The organism is Labrys neptuniae (assembly GCF_040797145.1).
Classification (GTDB): domain Bacteria; phylum Pseudomonadota; class Alphaproteobacteria; order Rhizobiales; family Labraceae; genus Labrys; species Labrys neptuniae.
Map to the genome: position 1 here is coordinate 39,695 of NZ_JBFNQD010000027.1, position 17,258 is coordinate 56,952.

13 protein-coding genes and 1 pseudogene are annotated in these 17,258 nt (G+C 63.8%); 6 read left to right on the top strand and 8 right to left on the bottom strand.

Annotation, left to right across the window (positions count from 1 at the left end; genetic code table 11):
* Positions 1-95: 95 nt before the first annotated feature.
* The 3 genes from ABXS05_RS33215 to ABXS05_RS33225 form a co-directional block, all read right to left on the bottom strand.
* Positions 96-527 (bottom strand): DUF805 domain-containing protein, encoded by a 432-nt coding sequence (locus ABXS05_RS33215; protein ID WP_311938631.1) that lies wholly within the window; start codon positions 525-527, stop codon positions 96-98.
* Positions 528-626: 99 nt separating this feature from the next.
* The gene (locus tag ABXS05_RS33220; protein WP_311938629.1) at positions 627-1,301 is read right to left on the bottom strand and encodes a Crp/Fnr family transcriptional regulator; all 675 of its coding nucleotides are present in this window, start codon (positions 1,299-1,301) and stop codon (positions 627-629) included.
* 33 nt (positions 1,302-1,334) lie between these two features.
* A complete protein-coding gene (locus ABXS05_RS33225) occupies positions 1,335-3,350 on the bottom strand; it encodes an acetyl-CoA carboxylase biotin carboxylase subunit (RefSeq protein ID WP_367626846.1) in 2,016 nt (671 codons plus the stop codon).
* Between the two features lie 221 nt (positions 3,351-3,571).
* On the opposite strand from ABXS05_RS33225, the gene ABXS05_RS33230 reads away from it, so the two are divergent.
* Positions 3,572-5,473 carry a caspase family protein gene (locus tag ABXS05_RS33230; protein WP_367626847.1) on the top strand — a complete coding sequence of 634 codons (1,902 nt, stop codon included), beginning with the start codon at positions 3,572-3,574 and terminating at the stop codon, positions 5,471-5,473.
* Between the two features lie 134 nt (positions 5,474-5,607).
* Here ABXS05_RS33230 and ABXS05_RS33235 read toward each other — a convergent pair whose 3' ends face one another.
* The 5 genes and pseudogenes from ABXS05_RS33235 to ABXS05_RS33255 form a co-directional block, all read right to left on the bottom strand.
* Positions 5,608-6,444, bottom strand: coding sequence for a hypothetical protein (locus ABXS05_RS33235; protein ID WP_311938623.1), 837 nt, complete (start codon positions 6,442-6,444; stop codon positions 5,608-5,610).
* A gap of 416 nt (positions 6,445-6,860) precedes the next feature.
* Positions 6,861-8,393 (bottom strand): acyl-CoA carboxylase subunit beta, encoded by a 1,533-nt coding sequence (locus tag ABXS05_RS33240; protein WP_311934480.1) that lies wholly within the window; start codon positions 8,391-8,393, stop codon positions 6,861-6,863.
* Between the two features lie 70 nt (positions 8,394-8,463).
* Positions 8,464-9,684: an MFS transporter gene (locus tag ABXS05_RS33245; protein WP_367626848.1), complete on the bottom strand. Its 1,221-nt coding sequence runs from the start codon at positions 9,682-9,684 to the stop codon at positions 8,464-8,466.
* Positions 9,681-10,259 (bottom strand): GNAT family N-acetyltransferase, encoded by a 579-nt coding sequence (locus ABXS05_RS33250; protein WP_367626855.1) that lies wholly within the window; start codon positions 10,257-10,259, stop codon positions 9,681-9,683. Before ABXS05_RS33250 ends, ABXS05_RS33245 begins: the two co-directional genes overlap by 4 nt.
* Before the next feature lie 102 nt (positions 10,260-10,361).
* A pseudogene (locus ABXS05_RS33255) lies at positions 10,362-10,487 on the bottom strand (hypothetical protein); the annotation flags it as partial.
* Between the two features lie 118 nt (positions 10,488-10,605).
* Between ABXS05_RS33255 and ABXS05_RS33260 the strand changes: the two are divergent.
* From ABXS05_RS33260 to ABXS05_RS33280, 5 genes are all read left to right on the top strand, one after another.
* A complete protein-coding gene (locus tag ABXS05_RS33260; RefSeq protein ID WP_367626849.1) occupies positions 10,606-11,532 on the top strand; it encodes a LysR family transcriptional regulator in 927 nt (308 codons plus the stop codon).
* A 292-nt stretch (positions 11,533-11,824) separates the two neighbouring features.
* Positions 11,825-12,970 (top strand): TRAP transporter substrate-binding protein, encoded by a 1,146-nt coding sequence (locus tag ABXS05_RS33265; RefSeq protein WP_376717642.1) that lies wholly within the window; start codon positions 11,825-11,827, stop codon positions 12,968-12,970.
* A 227-nt stretch (positions 12,971-13,197) separates the two neighbouring features.
* Positions 13,198-13,893 (top strand): TRAP transporter small permease subunit, encoded by a 696-nt coding sequence (locus tag ABXS05_RS33270; protein ID WP_367626850.1) that lies wholly within the window; start codon positions 13,198-13,200, stop codon positions 13,891-13,893.
* A complete protein-coding gene (locus ABXS05_RS33275; protein ID WP_367626851.1) occupies positions 13,893-15,734 on the top strand; it encodes a TRAP transporter large permease in 1,842 nt (613 codons plus the stop codon). Before ABXS05_RS33270 ends, ABXS05_RS33275 begins: the two co-directional genes overlap by 1 nt.
* An 89-nt stretch (positions 15,735-15,823) precedes the next feature.
* A complete protein-coding gene (locus ABXS05_RS33280) occupies positions 15,824-17,101 on the top strand; it encodes an aspartate aminotransferase type Ic (RefSeq protein ID WP_367626852.1) in 1,278 nt (425 codons plus the stop codon).
* Positions 17,102-17,258: the final 157 nt, after the last annotated feature.

Consider the following 17,258-nt stretch of genomic DNA (forward strand, 5'->3'; position numbering starts at 1 on the left):
CCAATCCTTTGGATTGGCTTGGGAACAAGGAGTTGGAGCCAAATAAGCGTTCACGCTTGTGCGGGCTTTGCTCCGGGCCGGAGCTGACCTTGCGGCTACCAGCTCGTTCTCGTGCTGGAGGCGAGCCCGCTTCCGGGAATGATCGCCAATGCGATCAGCCAGCCGACCATGGGACCGCTGAACAAGCTGAATGTCGCCAGGGCCTGCTGCCAGGACGCCAAGGCCCCCCGGTCGAGAACGAAGATCGCAATGGCGACCGCCAGCAGATAAAGACCCAGAAAAGCTGGAATTACCAGACCGGACCAGCCGAAATCATGGAGGCGCTTGCGTGAGAGACAGATGGCGGACCAGGCGATGGCAGCCACAAACGTAAAGGAGCCCAGGCCATAAGGACCGCTCCAGCCCTGCAGGGCATGATGCCCCCCGACGGCGAGCGCAGCCAGCAGCACCACACCGGTGGTGAAGGCAACGCGATCGATCGCGCCGGACGGTGAAAGCAGCAAACGCAGGATGACGACTGACAGCATTGTCCTGACAACGCGATGAACCCAAGCTGGATATGCTTGTAACATCCGCGGGTTAACGTCGTGTTTCGAAGTTTTGATTCGGCCGGATCGCAAAATGCTTCAGAGCCGGCCGGTTGCCACCCGCATCTTGTCGGCCAGGCCGCCGCCTATCCGCCGGTAGAGGGCATGTGCGATCTGCTCATCCCGTTTGCACAGTGCCTTGAGCTTGTCTTGGTCGAAAGCCAGCACCCGCACGGCATTTTCCGTGACCACCGTGGCGGTCGCCGGCACGCCGGTAGCAAAGGACACGTCCCCGACGAAGGCCCCGGCGCCGACATGGGCAACGAGCTGGTCGCGTACACGCACTTCCGTCTGCCCTTCACAGATGAAAGTGAGCTCATGCACCGGATCGGCCTCGGTGGTCACTACCGAGCCAGGCTCCAGAGTGCGCCATTCCGCTGTCCGCAGAAGCTGGGCGATCTGCGCCTTGTCGAGGTCTCCGACGATCGGCTTGATGAAGGCCTGTTCGTCGGCCGAGAGCTTCAGGCTGAGACGGTCGCGCAGGAGAATGCCGAGCTGTACCAAATTGATCAGGATGAAGGCGCTGTCCCAGGCGATCGAGGGCCAGACGGCCGAACCGCTGAACAGGAAATAGACAACCTCCAGAGCGATGCCGACTACCGCAGCAAGCCTCAGCCAGAAGATGTTGGTCAGGAGGTAGGAGATGGCGATGATGGCATAGGCGATATGGCCGGGGAGCGCGCCCCAGCTGAAGAACTGGTCCCAGACGCTCAAACCCACTCCCCTTGCAATTCGACGACCTGACTCTCAGGCGAAATCCATGATCACCGCATCGACGGCCAGCGTATCGCCCGGCTTGACGCGGATCTTCTTGACGGTCGCGTCACGCTCGGCACGCAGGACGTTCTCCATCTTCATCGCCTCGACGACGCAGAGCGCCTCCCCGGCCTTGACCTCCTGCCCCTCCGTGACCTCGATGGCCCGGACCAGCCCGGGCATCGGACACAGCAAGGCAGTCGTGAGTGCCGCGCTGCTCTTGACCGGCATCAGGCGGGCGAGCTCGGCTTCGCGCTGGGTGTAGATGCGAATGTCGGCGGCGGCGCCGCGATGGGCCAGCACCACGCCGTTGGCAATGGCGTGGACCAGCATGGATACCGGCTCGCCATGGATGCGGCCCGACCATACCGGCTGTCCGGGCTTCCAATCGGAGGTCAGAGTCACCAGGCGTTCCGGCGCTCCCTCCGGCGAGAGGAAGGTCACCTGCATCTCTCCGCGCGCTTCGTCGACCTCGACGGTGAAAGAGGTATCGCCGAGAACAGCCACGCGACGGCGCTCGAACACCACCGGCTTGCCGACCATCTGCCCGCTGATGCCGCGCTTGCGCTGGTTTTGGATATGGTCGATCGCGGTCGCGACCGCCGCCAACCGGTCGGCGACTGCACCCTGGGGCGGGCTGACCGAAAAGCCGCCCGGAAATTCCTCGGCGATGAAGGCGGTCGACAACCGCCCCTCCTGCCAGCGCTCGTGCTGCATGAGAGCCGCAAGGAAAGGAATATTGTGGCGGATGCCTTCAATGGCAAAGCTGTCGAGCGCGTCCGACATGGCGGCGATCGCACCGGCGCGCGTCGGAGCATGGGTGCAAAGCTTGGCAATCATCGGGTCGTAGTGGAGCGAGATCTCGCCCCCCTCGAACACGCCGGTGTCGTTACGCACCGTAACGCCCTTCTCGCGCCGCTCGGCCGGCGGGCGATACTGGGTCAGCCGGCCGATCGAGGGCAGGAAATTGCGCAGGGGATCCTCGGCATAAACGCGCGATTCCACCGCCCAGCCCGACAGCTTGATATCGGACTGCTTCAAGGCCAGTTTTTCACCGGCGGCAACCCGAAACATCTGCTCGACGAGATCGATGCCGGTCACCAGTTCGGTCACGGGATGCTCGACCTGAAGGCGGGTGTTCATCTCCAGGAAGTAGAAGCTCTTGTCCTGCCCGGCCACGAATTCCACGGTGCCGGCGGAATCATAATTGACCGCCTTGGCGAGCGCGACGGCCTGGGCCCCCATCAAGGACCGCGTCTCGGCGTCCAGCAATGGCGAGGGTGCTTCCTCGATCACCTTCTGGTTGCGGCGCTGGATCGAGCATTCGCGCTCGCCAAGATGGATGACGTTGCCATGCTTGTCGCCGAGCACCTGGATCTCGATATGGCGCGGCTCGACGATGAATTTTTCGATGAAGACGCGGTCGTCGCCGAAGCTCGCCTTGGCCTCCGAACGCGCCAGGCGGAAACCTTCTTCGACTTCGGCCGACGAGTAGGCGATGCGCATGCCCTTGCCGCCACCACCAGCAGAGGCCTTGATCATCACCGGATACCCGATCTCCTCGGCGATGCGGATGGCGGCCCGGCCATCCTCGATGATGCCGAGATGCCCCGGCACGGTGGAAACGCCCGCTGCTGCAGCCGCCTTCTTGGATTCGATCTTGTCCCCCATCGCAGCGATGGCATGCGGATTGGGACCGACGAAGATGATGCCGGCTTCCTTGAGTGCCGTGGCGAAGGCCTCCCGCTCCGACAGGAAGCCATAGCCGGGATGCACCGCGTCGGCGCCGGTCTTGCGGCAGGCCTCGATGATCTTCTCGATCTGGAGATAGGATTGGGCGGCGGGTGGCGGGCCGATATGGACGGCTTCATCGGCCATCTCGACATGCAGGGCGTCGCGATCGGCATCGGAATAGACGGCAACCGTGGCGATGCCCATCCGCCGTGCCGTCTTGATGATGCGGCAGGCGATTTCCCCACGGTTGGCGATCAGGACTTTGGAAAACATGCCAGCAATCACCCAGAATGCCTTTTTGGGCCCGCTGCCCTTCTCTAGGGCGTCTCATAGATTGCGGCCGCACGCAATAAGCCCGCGGGGAGATTCAGACGGCGTGCACCGCTGATCGCGGGGCCTCTGGGGATTCCCGCCACAACGCTGTTCCCTCCTCGCTTTACGCCCCCTGCCCCTTTGCTAAGATCCGGACTGGCTTCAGGGGTGGTGGGGACCACATGCGCATGAGGATCGTCCATATCAGGGCCGTGCTGTCGGTCGCGATATTCGTCGGCCTGTGGGGCTCAGCCGGCGTGGCCCATGCCGACAAGCGCGTTGCCCTGCTGATCGGCAATGCCCGCTATCAGAATGCCGAGATGCTGACCAATCCGCCCAATGACGTCAGCGGCATGAAGGCAGCATTGAGCCAGGCCGGCTTCACCATCATCCAGCCTGAAAACGATCTGCCCCGCCAGGGCATGGTGCAGGCTTTGCGAGCCTTCGAAACGCAGGCCACCACGGCGGACGTGGCGGTGATCTATTATTCAGGCCACGGCATGGAACTCAACGGCGTCAATTATCTCCTGCCGGTGGACGCCCGCCTCGCCTCCGACCGGGACGTCGAGGACGAAGCCGTGACCCTCGACAGGGTTCTGCGCTCGATCGAAGGAGCCTCTCGCCTCAAGCTGGTGATCCTGGATGCCTGCCGCAACAATCCCTTTCTGCCACGCATGAGCCGCAGCAACGCCAATCGGGCAGTCTCGCGCGGTCTGGCTCGCGTCGAGCCAGCCGGCACGAACACCCTGATTGCCTATTCAGCCGCCGCCGGCACCGTGGCCGCCGACGGCGACGGTCTGAACAGTCCCTTCACTGCCTCGCTGATCAAGCGCATCGTCGAACCCGGCATCGATGTCCGCATCATGCTCGGTAATGTGCGCGACGATGTCATGTCCGATACCGGGAACCAGCAGCAGCCTTTCGTCAACGGATCGCTCGGCGGTGGCGTCCTGTCCCTGATGGAAGCACCGGCCTCGGCCGGTGCTTCTCCCGCAATGGACGCGCTCTTCGGCGAGGCTGCACAGGTCTGGCCAGCGCTGCGGGGCAGCACGGATGTCGGTGAACTCGAGACTTTCCGCAAGCGCTACGCCAACACCTTCTTCGGCGAACTGGCCGACAAACGCATCAAGGAGCTGTCGGTGCCGGCGACGACAAAGACGGCGCCTCCTGTCGTCCCGCAGACGGCGTCGGATCCCGCCGCCGGCCAGAAGCAGGCGGCAGCCGTCACCCCGGTGAGACCGGCAGTTCCACCGCCTGAAACCGAATGCGACAGGCTGGCCGCCGGCCCGCTGGATCCGGACCGGGTCGGTGCCGGCGTGCTGTTCGGGCAGATCGATGCCGCCCGGGCCGTCGCGGCCTGCAACGATGCCCTGCATCAATATCCCGGCACCAGGCGGCTGCTCTTCCAGTATGGGCGCGCCCTCGATGCCGCCAAGCGCCACGCCGAGGCCTTCGCCACCTATCAGCAGGCCTTCGCCGCCGGCAGCCTTGCCGCGGCACACAATCTCGCCTTCCTCTATCGCGAGGGCAGCGGCGTACCGCGCGATTATGCCGAAGCCTTGCGCTGGTTCCGCAAGGCCGCCGATGGCGGCTATGCCAATTCCTATGTGAGTATCGGCTATCTCTACGAACTCGGGCTCGGTGTATCCCGGGACTATACCGAGGCCATGCGCTGGTATCGCCAGGGCGCCGACCGCGGCGACGTGGAAAGCCATGCCAACATCGCCCTGCTCTACGAAGGCGGCAAGGGCGTGAAGCGGGACTATGCCGAGGCCCTGCGCTGGTACCAGAAGGCTGCCGATCTCGGTGACACCAACAGCCTGGCCAGCCTCGCCTCCTACTACAACAACGGACGGGGCACGGCGAAGAATCCGATGGAAGCCGCCGACTATGCCTTCAAGGCCCTGGAGCGCGGTTCCGAGTTCGAACTCAACGAGCTGCTGACTAACGCCAAGGCCTGGTCGCCACGCTTCCATTCCGAGATGCTGCTCAAGCTCAAGGCCCGGGGCTATTATGACGGCCCGATCACTTCAAGCTTCAACGAGCAGGCGCGCGCCGCCCTGCGCAAATTGGCGGGCAGATAAGACGAGGCGATAAGATTTGGGATGAACAGGCTGATGCCGAGATTCATCCATGGCAGCCAACACCTTGCCGAAAAAGCAGAATGCCGGCCCAAGGGCCGGCATTCGATGAGATGGATTCGAGTGGATCGAGCCAATCAGATCATCTGGCTGATCGACTGCTCCCAATTGTTGGTCGCTGCCATCTGGCGCGGGTCGACCAGGGCCAGCAGGGCCCGCTCGGCGCGGCTCACCCGACCATCGTGCTGGATGCGCCGGTTCAGCCAGGCACTATCGCGATCGGCCAGAACGACGGGCGTAGCCAGCGAACGGCCGCCCGTATTGCTCGGCTGGTTGGTCGCCAGCAGATGGGCCTGAATGGTCTCGGCAAACAGCCCGTCCCAGGCCGGGTCCTCGCTGTTGCAGCCTTCGGCCATGTCGAACAGCATCTCGGCTTCCTGGCGCGAGACGATACGACGCTTGGCGCCCTTCTCGACCTGGAAGAGGCGGGCCATGTTGGCGATGTCCTGCGTATCGATCACGCGGGAGAAATGGATGCGGCCCTTGGCGGCCGGTCCCTCGCCCGTCATCGCGGCATGCTGGATCTGGTGCAATGCGAAGCTGGCGAGATCATCCGGTACGCTGTCGGCCTGTTCGACCAAGTGGATCAGCAAGCCGAGCTCGGCGGCATTGGCCACCAGTCCCTCGCCGCCATCGAGCATCGAAAGCACCCAGGCTCCTTGCTCCTTGGAAATACTGCCCTTTGGCTCGTTGCGATCCAGGACGAAAGCCGTCAGCATTTCCTCAAAGAGGGCGTTGAAACCCTTGTTGCGCCCGGCCAGTACGCCCTGAAGCGCAAAGAGTGCGTCGGCATCGGCGGCCTGGAGCTGCACGCCGTCCTGCCAACGCTGACGCATTTGCTGGACTTCGGAATCCTCGATCGAACCGCGCTCCAGGGCGGGTTGAATCAGAGTTGCGATAGGTGACGTCACCATAGTGTCGTGCCTTGCCTTGGTTTGCGCCAAACTCGCGGCGCCTCATGATGCCAATTTGAGCCTGGACCACTCAAAGTGGCGTTAATGAGTCTCACCCTAAGGGCCGCACATGGCCAAAGAATGTGCGGTTCGCCACAATCCTGTGGCAATGTCGGGCCGAAATCCGATCATTCACAGCTTCTGGCTTGGCGGCCACCAAGGGCTCGACGATAGAGCCGATGTAAAGAGGCCGATCCGTTACACCCGATATCTATCTGATATCAAACCCTTTTCAGGGTTCAGCCATGCCACTGCCGCAGGCCTGCCCTGCGAGGCGCGCTTCGCAGGGCAGGCCTGCAGGAAACGCTGCGCGCGGGATTCACCATGTTTTGTCATTTTCCCCTACGGCAGGCAGAATAACCGATAGGGCCGCCTCACTATAGCGGGATGTTGTCGTGCTTCTTGCGGGGAGCCTCGACATGCTTGTTACGCAGCATGGCAAGGGCCCGTGCCACGCGCTTGCGTGTCTGGGACGGCTGGACCACTTCGTCGATATAGCCGCGCTCCGCGGCGACGAAGGGCGAGAGGAATCGATCTTCGTAGCCCTTGACGTGCTTGGCGATCTTTTCCGGGTCATCCATGTCCTGGCGGAAGATGATCTCCACGGCGCCCTTGGCCCCCATTACCGCGATCTGGGCCGTCGGCCAGGCATAGTTGACGTCGGCCCCGACATGTTTGGAGGCCATGACGTCATAGGCACCGCCATAGGCCTTGCGGGTGATCACCGTCACCAGCGGTACCGTAGCCTGCGAATAGGCGAACAGCAGCTTGGCGCCATGCTTGATCAGGCCGCCATATTCCTGCGCTGTGCCGGGCAGGAAGCCGGGAACATCGACAAGGGTGACGATCGGGATCTCGAAGGCGTTGCAGAAGCGCACGAAGCGCGCGCCCTTGCGGCTGGCATCGGAATCGAGCACGCCGGCCAGCACCATCGGCTGGTTGGCGACGATGCCGATGGTGCGCCCCGCAATGCGCGCAAAGCCCGTGATGATGTTGCGTGCGAACGTCGACTGGATCTCGAAGAAGTCCCCCTCGTCCGCCAGCTTGGTGACGAGTTCCTTCATGTCATAGGGCTTGTTGGGATTGTCCGGCACCAGCGTGTCGAGCGAAGGCTCGAGCCGTTCGATATCGTCGAAGGACGGGATCTCCGGCGGTCCCTCGCAATTGTTGGCCGGCAGGAAATCGATGAGCCGGCGCATCTGCAGCAGGGCCTCGACATCGTTCTCATAGGCGCCATCCGCTACGGAGGAGCGTACGGCATGCACGGATGCGCCGCCGAGTTCCTCGGCCGTCACCGTCTCGTTGGTGACCGTCTTGGTGACGTCGGGGCCAGTGACGAACATGTAGCTGGTGTCCTTCACCATGAAGATGAAGTCGGTCATGGCCGGCGAATAGACGTCCCCGCCCGCGCAAGGCCCCATGATCAGCGAAATCTGCGGGATCACGCCGGAGGCCAGCACGTTGCGCCGGAAGACCTCGCCATAGCCTCCCAGCGCTGCCACGCCTTCCTGGATGCGGGCACCGCCGGCATCGAACAGGCCGATGATCGGCGCCCGATTCTTCAGCGCCATGTCCTGGATCTTGTTGATCTTGTTGGCGTGGGTCTCCGACAGCGAGCCGCCGAACACCGTGAAATCCTTGGCGAAGACGAAGACTTTGCGGCCATTCACCGTGCCCCAGCCGGTGACGACGCCATCGCCGGCGATGTGGGTGCGATCCATGCCGAAATCGACGGCGCGGTGCTCGACGAAGGCATCGAATTCCTCGAAGGAGCCAGCATCGAGCAACAGTTCCAGGCGTTCGCGTGCGGTGAGTTTGCCCTTGGCGTGCTGCGCGGCAATGCGCTTTTCGCCGCCGCCCAGCAGGGCCTGGGTGCGGCGCGTGTCGAGTTCGGCCAGGATATGCTTCATGAAGGGCGCTTCCCGCGGCTCTTGTTGGAACCTGCCGCGCCTTGTTCCATACAGCGATATCGCCCGGATTTCACCGTGCTCGGCCATTCCCCGGGGAAATTCCACAGGAACCGGCGCTCGCCGGCGCAAAACGCAACTTGAGCAGGAGAGCTGCAGCCAGAGTGACGGCGGCCAGCGCCAGCGAGAAAGCAAGCGCTCCCTCGGGACCCCACCAGTCGATCGCGCGGGCATAGATGACCGGCGCCCCGGCCGAGACGACGAAGCTGGGGGCGAGAAGGCGTCCGGTGACGGCCCCATAGGCGCGATGATCGAACAGGACGAGCGGGACCGTGCCGCGTGTGATCGTTGCGAGGCCGTTGCCGGCGCCATAGCCGAGTGCGAACAGCATGGCCGCCGTGAGTGAATAGCCACCGGCAAATCCGGCGGCGAAGGAAAGCGGCAGCAGGGAGCATGCAAGCAGATTGAGCGCGAGCGGATGCAGGCGCGTGCCAAACAGGATCTCGGCCAGCCTGGCGCAGGACTGGCCGATGCCCCGCAGGGTGGCGACCCAGACCGCCGAGGCCTGAGCGAGGCCGAGCCCCGCCAGGATGGCGATCATGTGGGAGGACATGCCGGCATTCAGAAAATTCATGATCGTGGTGATCAGCGCGTAGAGCACACCGGCGAGCAGGAGCTCCGAACCAGGCCGGTCAGCCCTCTGCCGGGACGTGTCGACATCGGGCACCGGCCCAACAGGGCGCCGGACAGCAGGCAGTGTCAAGGCAAGCGGCACCGTCGCCAGCATCAGGCCGGCATAGACGAGCACGGCTCCTCGCCAGCCTAGGCTGTCGGCCAGCGCCGTCCCCAATGGCCAGAAGGCAGTAGAAGACAACCCGCCCGGCAGCGTGATCTGCGCCATCGCCCGGCGCGCCTCGGCTCCACCGGCCCGCGCCAGAGCGGCAAAGGCGGCATCATAGAGCGTCAAGCGCATGGCAACGCCCAGGACGAGCCAGGCGGCGAAGTAGGCCGGCAGAGAATGGCTGAAGGCGAGCCCGACACAGGCCAAGGATGCGAGCACCGATCCGGTCGCCATCATGCCGCGACCGCCATGCCGATCGATCAGCCGTCCGCACAGCGGCGAAACCAGCCCCATCACCAACAAAGCGAGGGCGAAGCCGCCATAGACGATGTCGCGCGACCAGCCAAGGTCGGCTGCCATCCGCTCACCAAAGCCGCCGACCAGATAATAGGTCGCGCCCCAGGCCACGAACTGGAACAGGCCGAGGCAGAGCACGGTGTGGCGGGGAATCACCGCCTGGCCTCGCCGTCGAAGGGTAACCCGCCGTTCCCGATTCCGAGCGGACGCTGCATCAGCACGGTATCGACCCAGCGCCCGAACTTGAAGCCGACCGACGTCAAGACTCCCACCTCCGAAAACCCCAGGCGCCGGTGCAAGGCAATCGATCCGGCATTGCCGCTATTGCCGATCACGGCCAGCATCTGGCGCCAGGGGCCAGCCTCACAGCGGGCGATCAGTTCCTCGAGCAGGAGGCGGCCAATGCCCCGCCCGCCCATGTCCGGGGCGACATAGACGGAATCCTCGACGGTGTAGCGATAAGCCGGCCGCGGCCTGTAGGCCGTGGCGTAGCTGTAGCCGACCACGCGCCCCTCCATCTCGGCCACGAGATAAGGCAGTCCCTGGGCCAGGACGCCATGGCGGCGCGCAACCAACTCCTCTAGGCTCGGCGGCACCTCCTCGAAGCTTGCCAGCCCCTGCAAGACGTGGCGGGCATAGATTGGCTGCACCGCTGTCATGTCCTTCTCACGGGCGTCCCGCACGAGAACGGCCGCTGCATTGGCGGTTGGATCCATTCGATTCGCTGTCATTGCCGTCGCCTGATTGCATTTCTTCATAGCAGGATCGCCCCTCCCCGCCACCGGCAGCCCAACCAGCGCTTCCAGTCTGGTAAGGCCGATATCCGCAAGCAGTCGATCGTCGAGCTCGCGCAGAGCGGCCCGCTGATGCAGGCGTGACCGGGGAGACAAAGCGAGATAGCGCCCGCCTTCCCGGACGGCTGCTACGCACGCTGCCTGAAGCGACAGGCATCTTGCCATCCTATCTTCTCTCCGGCTCGTGAAACCTGCCGTATTGTCTTCCTCCGCCTCGGATAAAGGAAGCTTTGGAAAATCATGCTAAGTATAAGAAAATCTTTGGCATGAGAACGACTTCGATATGGACCGGCTCAACCTCGATCACCTCAAAACCTTCGCCGATGTCGTCGAACTCGGCAGTTTCTCGGCGGCAGCCGATCGGCTGAGCCTGACGCAACCCGCCGTCAGCCTGCAGGTCCGCCAGTTGGAGCGGCGCCTCGGTACGATGCTGATCGAACGCGTCGGCCGCAAGGCGAGGCCGACAGCAGCCGGCACGGAATTGCTGCTGCATGCCGCCCGCATCGATGCCGCCGTGCAGGCCGCGCTCGAAGCGGTGGCTCGCCAGAGCGAAGGGGTGATGGGGACGGTGCGCATCGGCACCGGCGCGACAGCCTGCATCTTCCTGCTGCCGGCCCTGCTCCAGCGCCTGCGGCGACGTCATCCCCGACTGGAGATCGTCATCACCACCGGCAATACCGGCGAGATCGCCCGTGCAGTCGAGGACAACAGGCTCGACCTTGCCTTGGTTACCATGCCCGTCTCGAGCCGCTCGCTCGAGCTCGAGCCGGTCCTGGAGGACCCTTTCATGGTCATCGCGCCGCCGCAGACCCAACTGCCTGTGCCAGCTTCTCCTGTCACCCTCGCCGAATTGCCGCTACTGCTGTTCGAACCCGGCGGCAATACGCGGCGCCTCACCGATGAATGGTTCGCGCAAGCCGGCCTGTCACCGCGTCCCGTGATGTCGCTCGGCAGCGTCGAAGCGATCAAGGAACTGGTAAGGGCGGGCCTCGGCTGCTCGATCCTGCCCGGCATCGCCGTTCGCGGCGACGCGGCCTCCGGCGCCTTGACCGTACAGCCGCTCTCCCCGCCCCTGTCGCGCGTGCTCGCCATCATCGTCCGGCGCGACAAACCCCTGCATCGCGGGCTCAAGGAAACCCTGGGAGCCCTGCGAGAACTATCCGGCTCACCATCTGCTTCCGCAACGTCCGACGCCATATGCGAAGATTAACAATTTGTAATCCGCCACATCGAAGCGCCTTTGCTGGTAGCGGTGATGTCCAACCTTCCGGAATTGGCGGTCTACGGAGCACAGTTGCATTCGTCCACATGAAATCATCGCCCTGTCGAGACGTGAGCTCCAGTTGGCGACGACAAATCGTCGTGCAATAGTCTGAGCAAGCCTTTGGCGCCGGGCTCCCATCCGTCGGCGCGTATTCGGAATGGAGAGCCGTTCAAAACGACAACAATGAACGCATCCGACTATCCGGATCTTTCGAAGGCCTGCATCCAGGGAGGATCGTATGACCAAGATTCGGACGACCGGCGAAGGACAATCGTCCCGCCGTAAATTCCTCGGCGAGGCCGCTGCCGTCGCGGCCGTCGCCATTGCGGCCCCATCCATCGCGCGGGCGCAGACCCCTACCAGCATGCGCTGGCAGAGCACGTGGCCGGCCAAGGATATCTTTCACGAATTCGCCCAGGACTACGCCAAGAAGGTCAATGACATGACTGGCGGCGAACTCAAGATCGAGGTCTTGCCGGCTGGCGCCGTGGTTCCGGCTTTCGGCCTGCTGGACGCCGTGTCGAAGGGAACGCTCGACGGCGGCCATGGCGTGATGGTCTATCACTACGGCAAGCAGACCGCCTTGGCCCTGTGGGGCTCAGGTCCTGCTTTCGGCATGGACGCCAACATGCTGATGGCATGGCATAAATATGGTGGTGGCAAGGAGCTGCTCGAAAAACTCTATGCCTCGATCGGCGCCAATGTCGTCTCCCTGCCCTATGGCGCCATGCCGACGCAGCCGCTCGGCTGGTTCAAGAAGCCTGTCGGCAAGCCGGAGGATCTCAGCGGCCTGAAATTCCGCACCGTCGGCATCTCCATCGACGTGTTCTCCGGCATGGGCGCGGCCGTGAATGCCTTGCCCGGCGGCGAGATCGTCTCGGCGATGGACCGCGGCCTGCTCGACGCCGCCGAATTCAACAATGCCTCCTCCGATCGTGCCCTGGGCTTCGCCGACGTCTCGAAGGTGTGCATGCTGCAGAGCTATCACCAGAATGCCGAGCAGTTCGAAATCCTTTTCAACAAGACCAAATATGACGCCCTGCCCGACAAGCTGAAGGCCATCATCGCCAATGCCACGGAGGCCGCCTCCCAGGACATGCAGTGGAAAGCGATCGACCGCTATTCCCAGGATTATGCCGAGTTGCAGTCCAAGAACGGCGTCAAGTTCTACAAGACGCCCGAAGCGCTTCTGAAGAAGCAGCTCGAAGTCTATGACGAGGTGGTGAAGAAGAAGGCGGCCGACAATCCCCTGTTCAAGGAGATCCTGGATTCCCAGATCGCCTTCGCCAAGCGCGCCGCGCGCTGGGAGCAGGACACGGTGGTCAATCGGCGCATGGCCTTCGATCACTATTTCGGGGCCAATGGCGCCGCAAAGAAGATCTGACGCTTCTGCGGGCACATGCCTGGCGCGGCTCTCAGGGATCGAGGCGCCTGCCTTAGTCATGCCCGGGCTTGACCCGGGCATCCAGGCTTTTCGTAATGGCGGTCGAAAGGTCGCGCAATTGCTTTCGCCATTACGCCAAGCACCTGTACCGTCGACCGGTCCCCGTTCATCGACGCGGCAGCCAAGCCGCATCGGCTCCTCCGCTTCCCCTCCGGCCGGACAGTCGCATGCATACTCAGCGTTTACTTCACGGGATCGACGCAATCAGCACCTGGGTCGGCAAGGCAGCGGCCTGGCTGATCATCGCCCTGATGCTGCTGGTGTGCGCCGAGGTCTTCAAGCGGTACATCCTGAACCAGCCGACCGCCTGGATTTATGACGCCAGCAATATGCTTTACGGCTCGTTGTTCATGCTGGCCGGCGCTTATGCCCTGGCGCAGAACGCCCATGTCCGCGGCGACTTCCTCTACAGCTCCATGCGCCCGCGCACCCAGGCGAGCTTCGACCTCATGCTCTATCTCGTCTTCTTCCTGCCCGGCATCGCGGCCCTGGTCTACGCCGGCTATGACTATGCCGCCGCGTCCTGGCGCATCGGCGAGCATTCGAGCGTCACCGCCGACGGGCCGCCGATCTATCACTTCAAGACGGTGATCCCGATCGCCGGTGCCCTGGTCATGCTGCAGGGCCTGGCCGAGATCACGCGCTGCGTTCTGTGCCTCAGGAACGGGCAATGGCCGGAGCGGCTCAAGGACGTCAACGAGATCGACGTCGTCGGCGAACAGCTCGAGAACAGCCAATATGTCGATGCCAAGGAGCGCGAGGCGGCCATCGCCGCCATGCAGCGCATCGATGAGGCGGCGCGCCAGCGCGGCATGGGCGGAGAAAAACCGGGCGGAGAGAAACCGGGCGGGGAGCAACCCTGATGAGCGATCCCGCACTCGGCCTTCTCATGCTCGGCCTCATCGTGGTGGTGATCATGATGGGCTTTCCGACAGCCTTCACCCTGATGGGCCTCGGCATCTTCTTCGGCTTCTACGCCTATTACGACCCCGCCCAGCACTGGATGGACAACCGTGTCTTCGACCTGATGGTCCAGCGCAGCTACGGCGCCATGACCAATGACGTCCTGATCTCCATCCCGCTCTTCGTGCTGATGGGCTATGTGATGGAGCGCGGTGCCTTGGTCGACAAGATGTTCTATTCCATCCAGCTCTCCTTCCGGCGCCTGCCGGCGGCGCTGGCGGTGACGACGCTGATCGTCTGCACCTTCTGGGGCATTGCCAGCGGCCTGGTCGGAGCGGTGGTGGTGCTGATGGGGGTGATCGCCCTCAATCCGATGCTGCGCGCTGGCTACGACGTCAGGCTCGCTTCCGGCGTGATCACCGCCGGCGGCACGCTCGGCATCCTCATCCCGCCCTCGGTGATGATCATCGTCTATGCTGCGGTCGCCGGCCAGTCGGTGGTCAAGCTCTATGCCGCCGCGATGTTTCCAGGCTTCTTCCTCGCCTTCCTCTATCTGATCTACATCGTCGGCTGGGCGCTCCTCAATCCGCGCATCGCCCCGACCTTGCCGGCTGACCAGACCAAGGTGCCGGTCCCGGCCTGGATGCCGCGTTTCCAGGCCCTCTACACGCGGAACATGCCGGCGGGCCTGCTGCGAGCCCTGTTCTCGCCCCGGCGCGCCTTGGCCCTGGACACCGAAACCGGCCGGCTGACCTATTGGCAGATCCTCAAGAATTTCGCGGCCACGCTGGTACCCCTCGCTTTGGTCGCCGGCACGCTTGCCCTGGTGTGGTGGTATGTGGTCATCCACGGCCAGGCCGGCACCGAAGCCAGTGCCGCAGCCGGCCTCGAGCAATTGGGCTCGGCGCCCGAACAGCTCGGCGGGCCCGAACCGCTGGGAGGCCCAGAGCCGTTGGGAGGCCCAGAGCCGTTGGGAGGCCCAGAGCCGCTCGGCACACCGGACTCCAGTGGCCAGGCCGCCCCGGTCCAGGGCGGACCCGCGACCGCTTTCTTCGTGACCTTCGGCATCATCGCCGCCATGGCTGCGGTGATCCTGGCACGCTACTACCGTGCCATGGGGCCGGAACGGCTCGAGGTCATCAAGTTGCTCACCTCATCGGTGATGCCCCTCGCCATCCTGACCGTGCTGGTGCTGGCGGTGATTCTGTTCGGCATCACCACCGCTACCGAATCGGCGGCCGTGGGGGCGGCCGGTGCCTTCCTGCTCGCTTTCAGCGCCCGCACGCTCAACTGGAAACGCACCAAGGAGGCCGTGTTCCTCACCGCCAAGACCACGGCGATGGTGTGCTGGCTCTTCATCGGCTCGGCCGTCTTCTCTGCCGTCTTCGCCATTCTCGGCGGCCAGGCCCTGATCGAGCAATGGGTGCTGTCGCTCAACCTGACGCCCCTGCAGTTCATTATCCTGTCGCAGGCCATCATCTTCCTGCTCGGCTGGCCCCTGGAGTGGACCGAGATCATCATCATCTTCGTGCCGATCTTCCTGCCGTTGCTGAAGCATTTCGAGATCGATCCGATCCTGTGGGGCGTCATCGTCTTCGTGAACCTGCAGGCCGCCTTCCTGTCGCCCCCTGTCGCGATGTCGGCCTTCTATCTCAAGGGCGTGGCGCCGTCGCATGTGACGATCAACCAGATCTTCGCCGGCATGATGCCTTACATGCTGATCGTCATCGTCTGCATGGTGCTGATGTATCTGTGGCCCGGCCTGACGCTCTGGCTGCCGCAATATCTCTATGGCCGGTGATTTGGTGCCGACCATCGATGCAAAGGCTCGACTCGGGTGCCATTGCGCTGTAGTGCGACGTTCATCATCGTCCTCAACAGGAAATTGCCATGTCGAGCCTGGCCGAACTGCGCCCCGATGCCCTCGCTGCCCTCCATGGCGAACTGACGCGCGAATATGAGGCCTTGAAAGACCGCAAGCTCTCCCTCGACATGACGCGCGGCAAGCCAGCGCCCGAGCAGCTCGACCTCGCCGAAGGCATGCTCGCTTTGCCCGGCAATCGCGACCACCTCAGCGAGGCCGGCGAGGATACCCGCAACTATGGCGGCCTACAGGGCCTGGCCGAGGTACGCAACCTGTTTGCCCCGGTGCTCGGCGCACCCGCCGCCCAGGTCATCGTCGGCAATAATTCCAGCCTGGCGCTGATGCATGACGTCCATGTCTATGCGCTGCTGCGCGGCGTCCCCGGGGGAACGAAGCCATGGAGCAAGGAAGAGGAGATCGCCATCCTCTGCCCGGTACCGGGCTATGATCGGCATTTCGCCCTGAGTGAATCCTTCGGCATCAAGCTCATCCCGGTGCCGCTCACCGGCGAAGGCCCCGACATGGACGAAGTCGAGCGCCTGGCTGCCGACCCGAAGGTCAAGGCGATCTGGTGCGTGCCGCAATATTCCAATCCGAGCGGCGAAACCTATTCGGATGCCGTGGTCGAACGCCTGGCGCGCATGAAGACGGGTGCCGCCGACTTCCGCATCCTGTGGGACAATGCCTATGCCCTGCACCATCTCGGCGAGACCAGGCCGCATCTTGCCAACATCCTGGAGGCCTGTGCAGCGGCGGGCCATCCCGACAGGCCGATCGTGTTCGCCTCGACCTCGAAGGTCACCATAGCCGGTGCGGGCCTCGCCTTCATCGCCGCCTCGCCCGCCAATGTGCGCTGGTATCTCGACAATGCGAGCAGGCGTACGATCGGGCCCGACAAGCTCAACCAATTGCGCCATGTCCGCTTCCTGCGCGACCTCGACGGCATTCATGCCCATATGGAAAAGCACCGCGCCTTGATCGCCCCGAAATTCGCGGCGGTGGAGGAGGCTTTCGAGCGTCGGCTCGCCAGCCACGGCTTCGCACGCTGGACCAGGCCTGCCGGCGGCTATTTCATCATCCTGGACGTGATGGAGGGCACGGGCTCCCGCGTGGTCGCCCTCGCCAAGGCGGCCGGCCTGGCGCTTACCCCGGCTGGTTCCACGCATCCCTATGGCAAGGACCCCGAGGACCGGACCTTGCGTATCGCACCGACCTATCCGAGCCTCGCCGAGGTGAAGCTGGCCGCCGACGCCGTGGCGCTCTGCACCCTGCTGGCAGCGTGTGAAAAGCGCATGGCGGGCTAGGACTTCCTGGGACCGCCGGCATCCTGCCGGCCTCTTGGAACCGCTGCGCTTGCAGGAAAGGAAGAGCCGGCAGGATGCCGGCGCAGACTGCTGACAAACCAGTAGCGTTAGTCAGCAGTTTTTGATTCAGTGGGTCATGTTGAAGAAACCCGGCCCC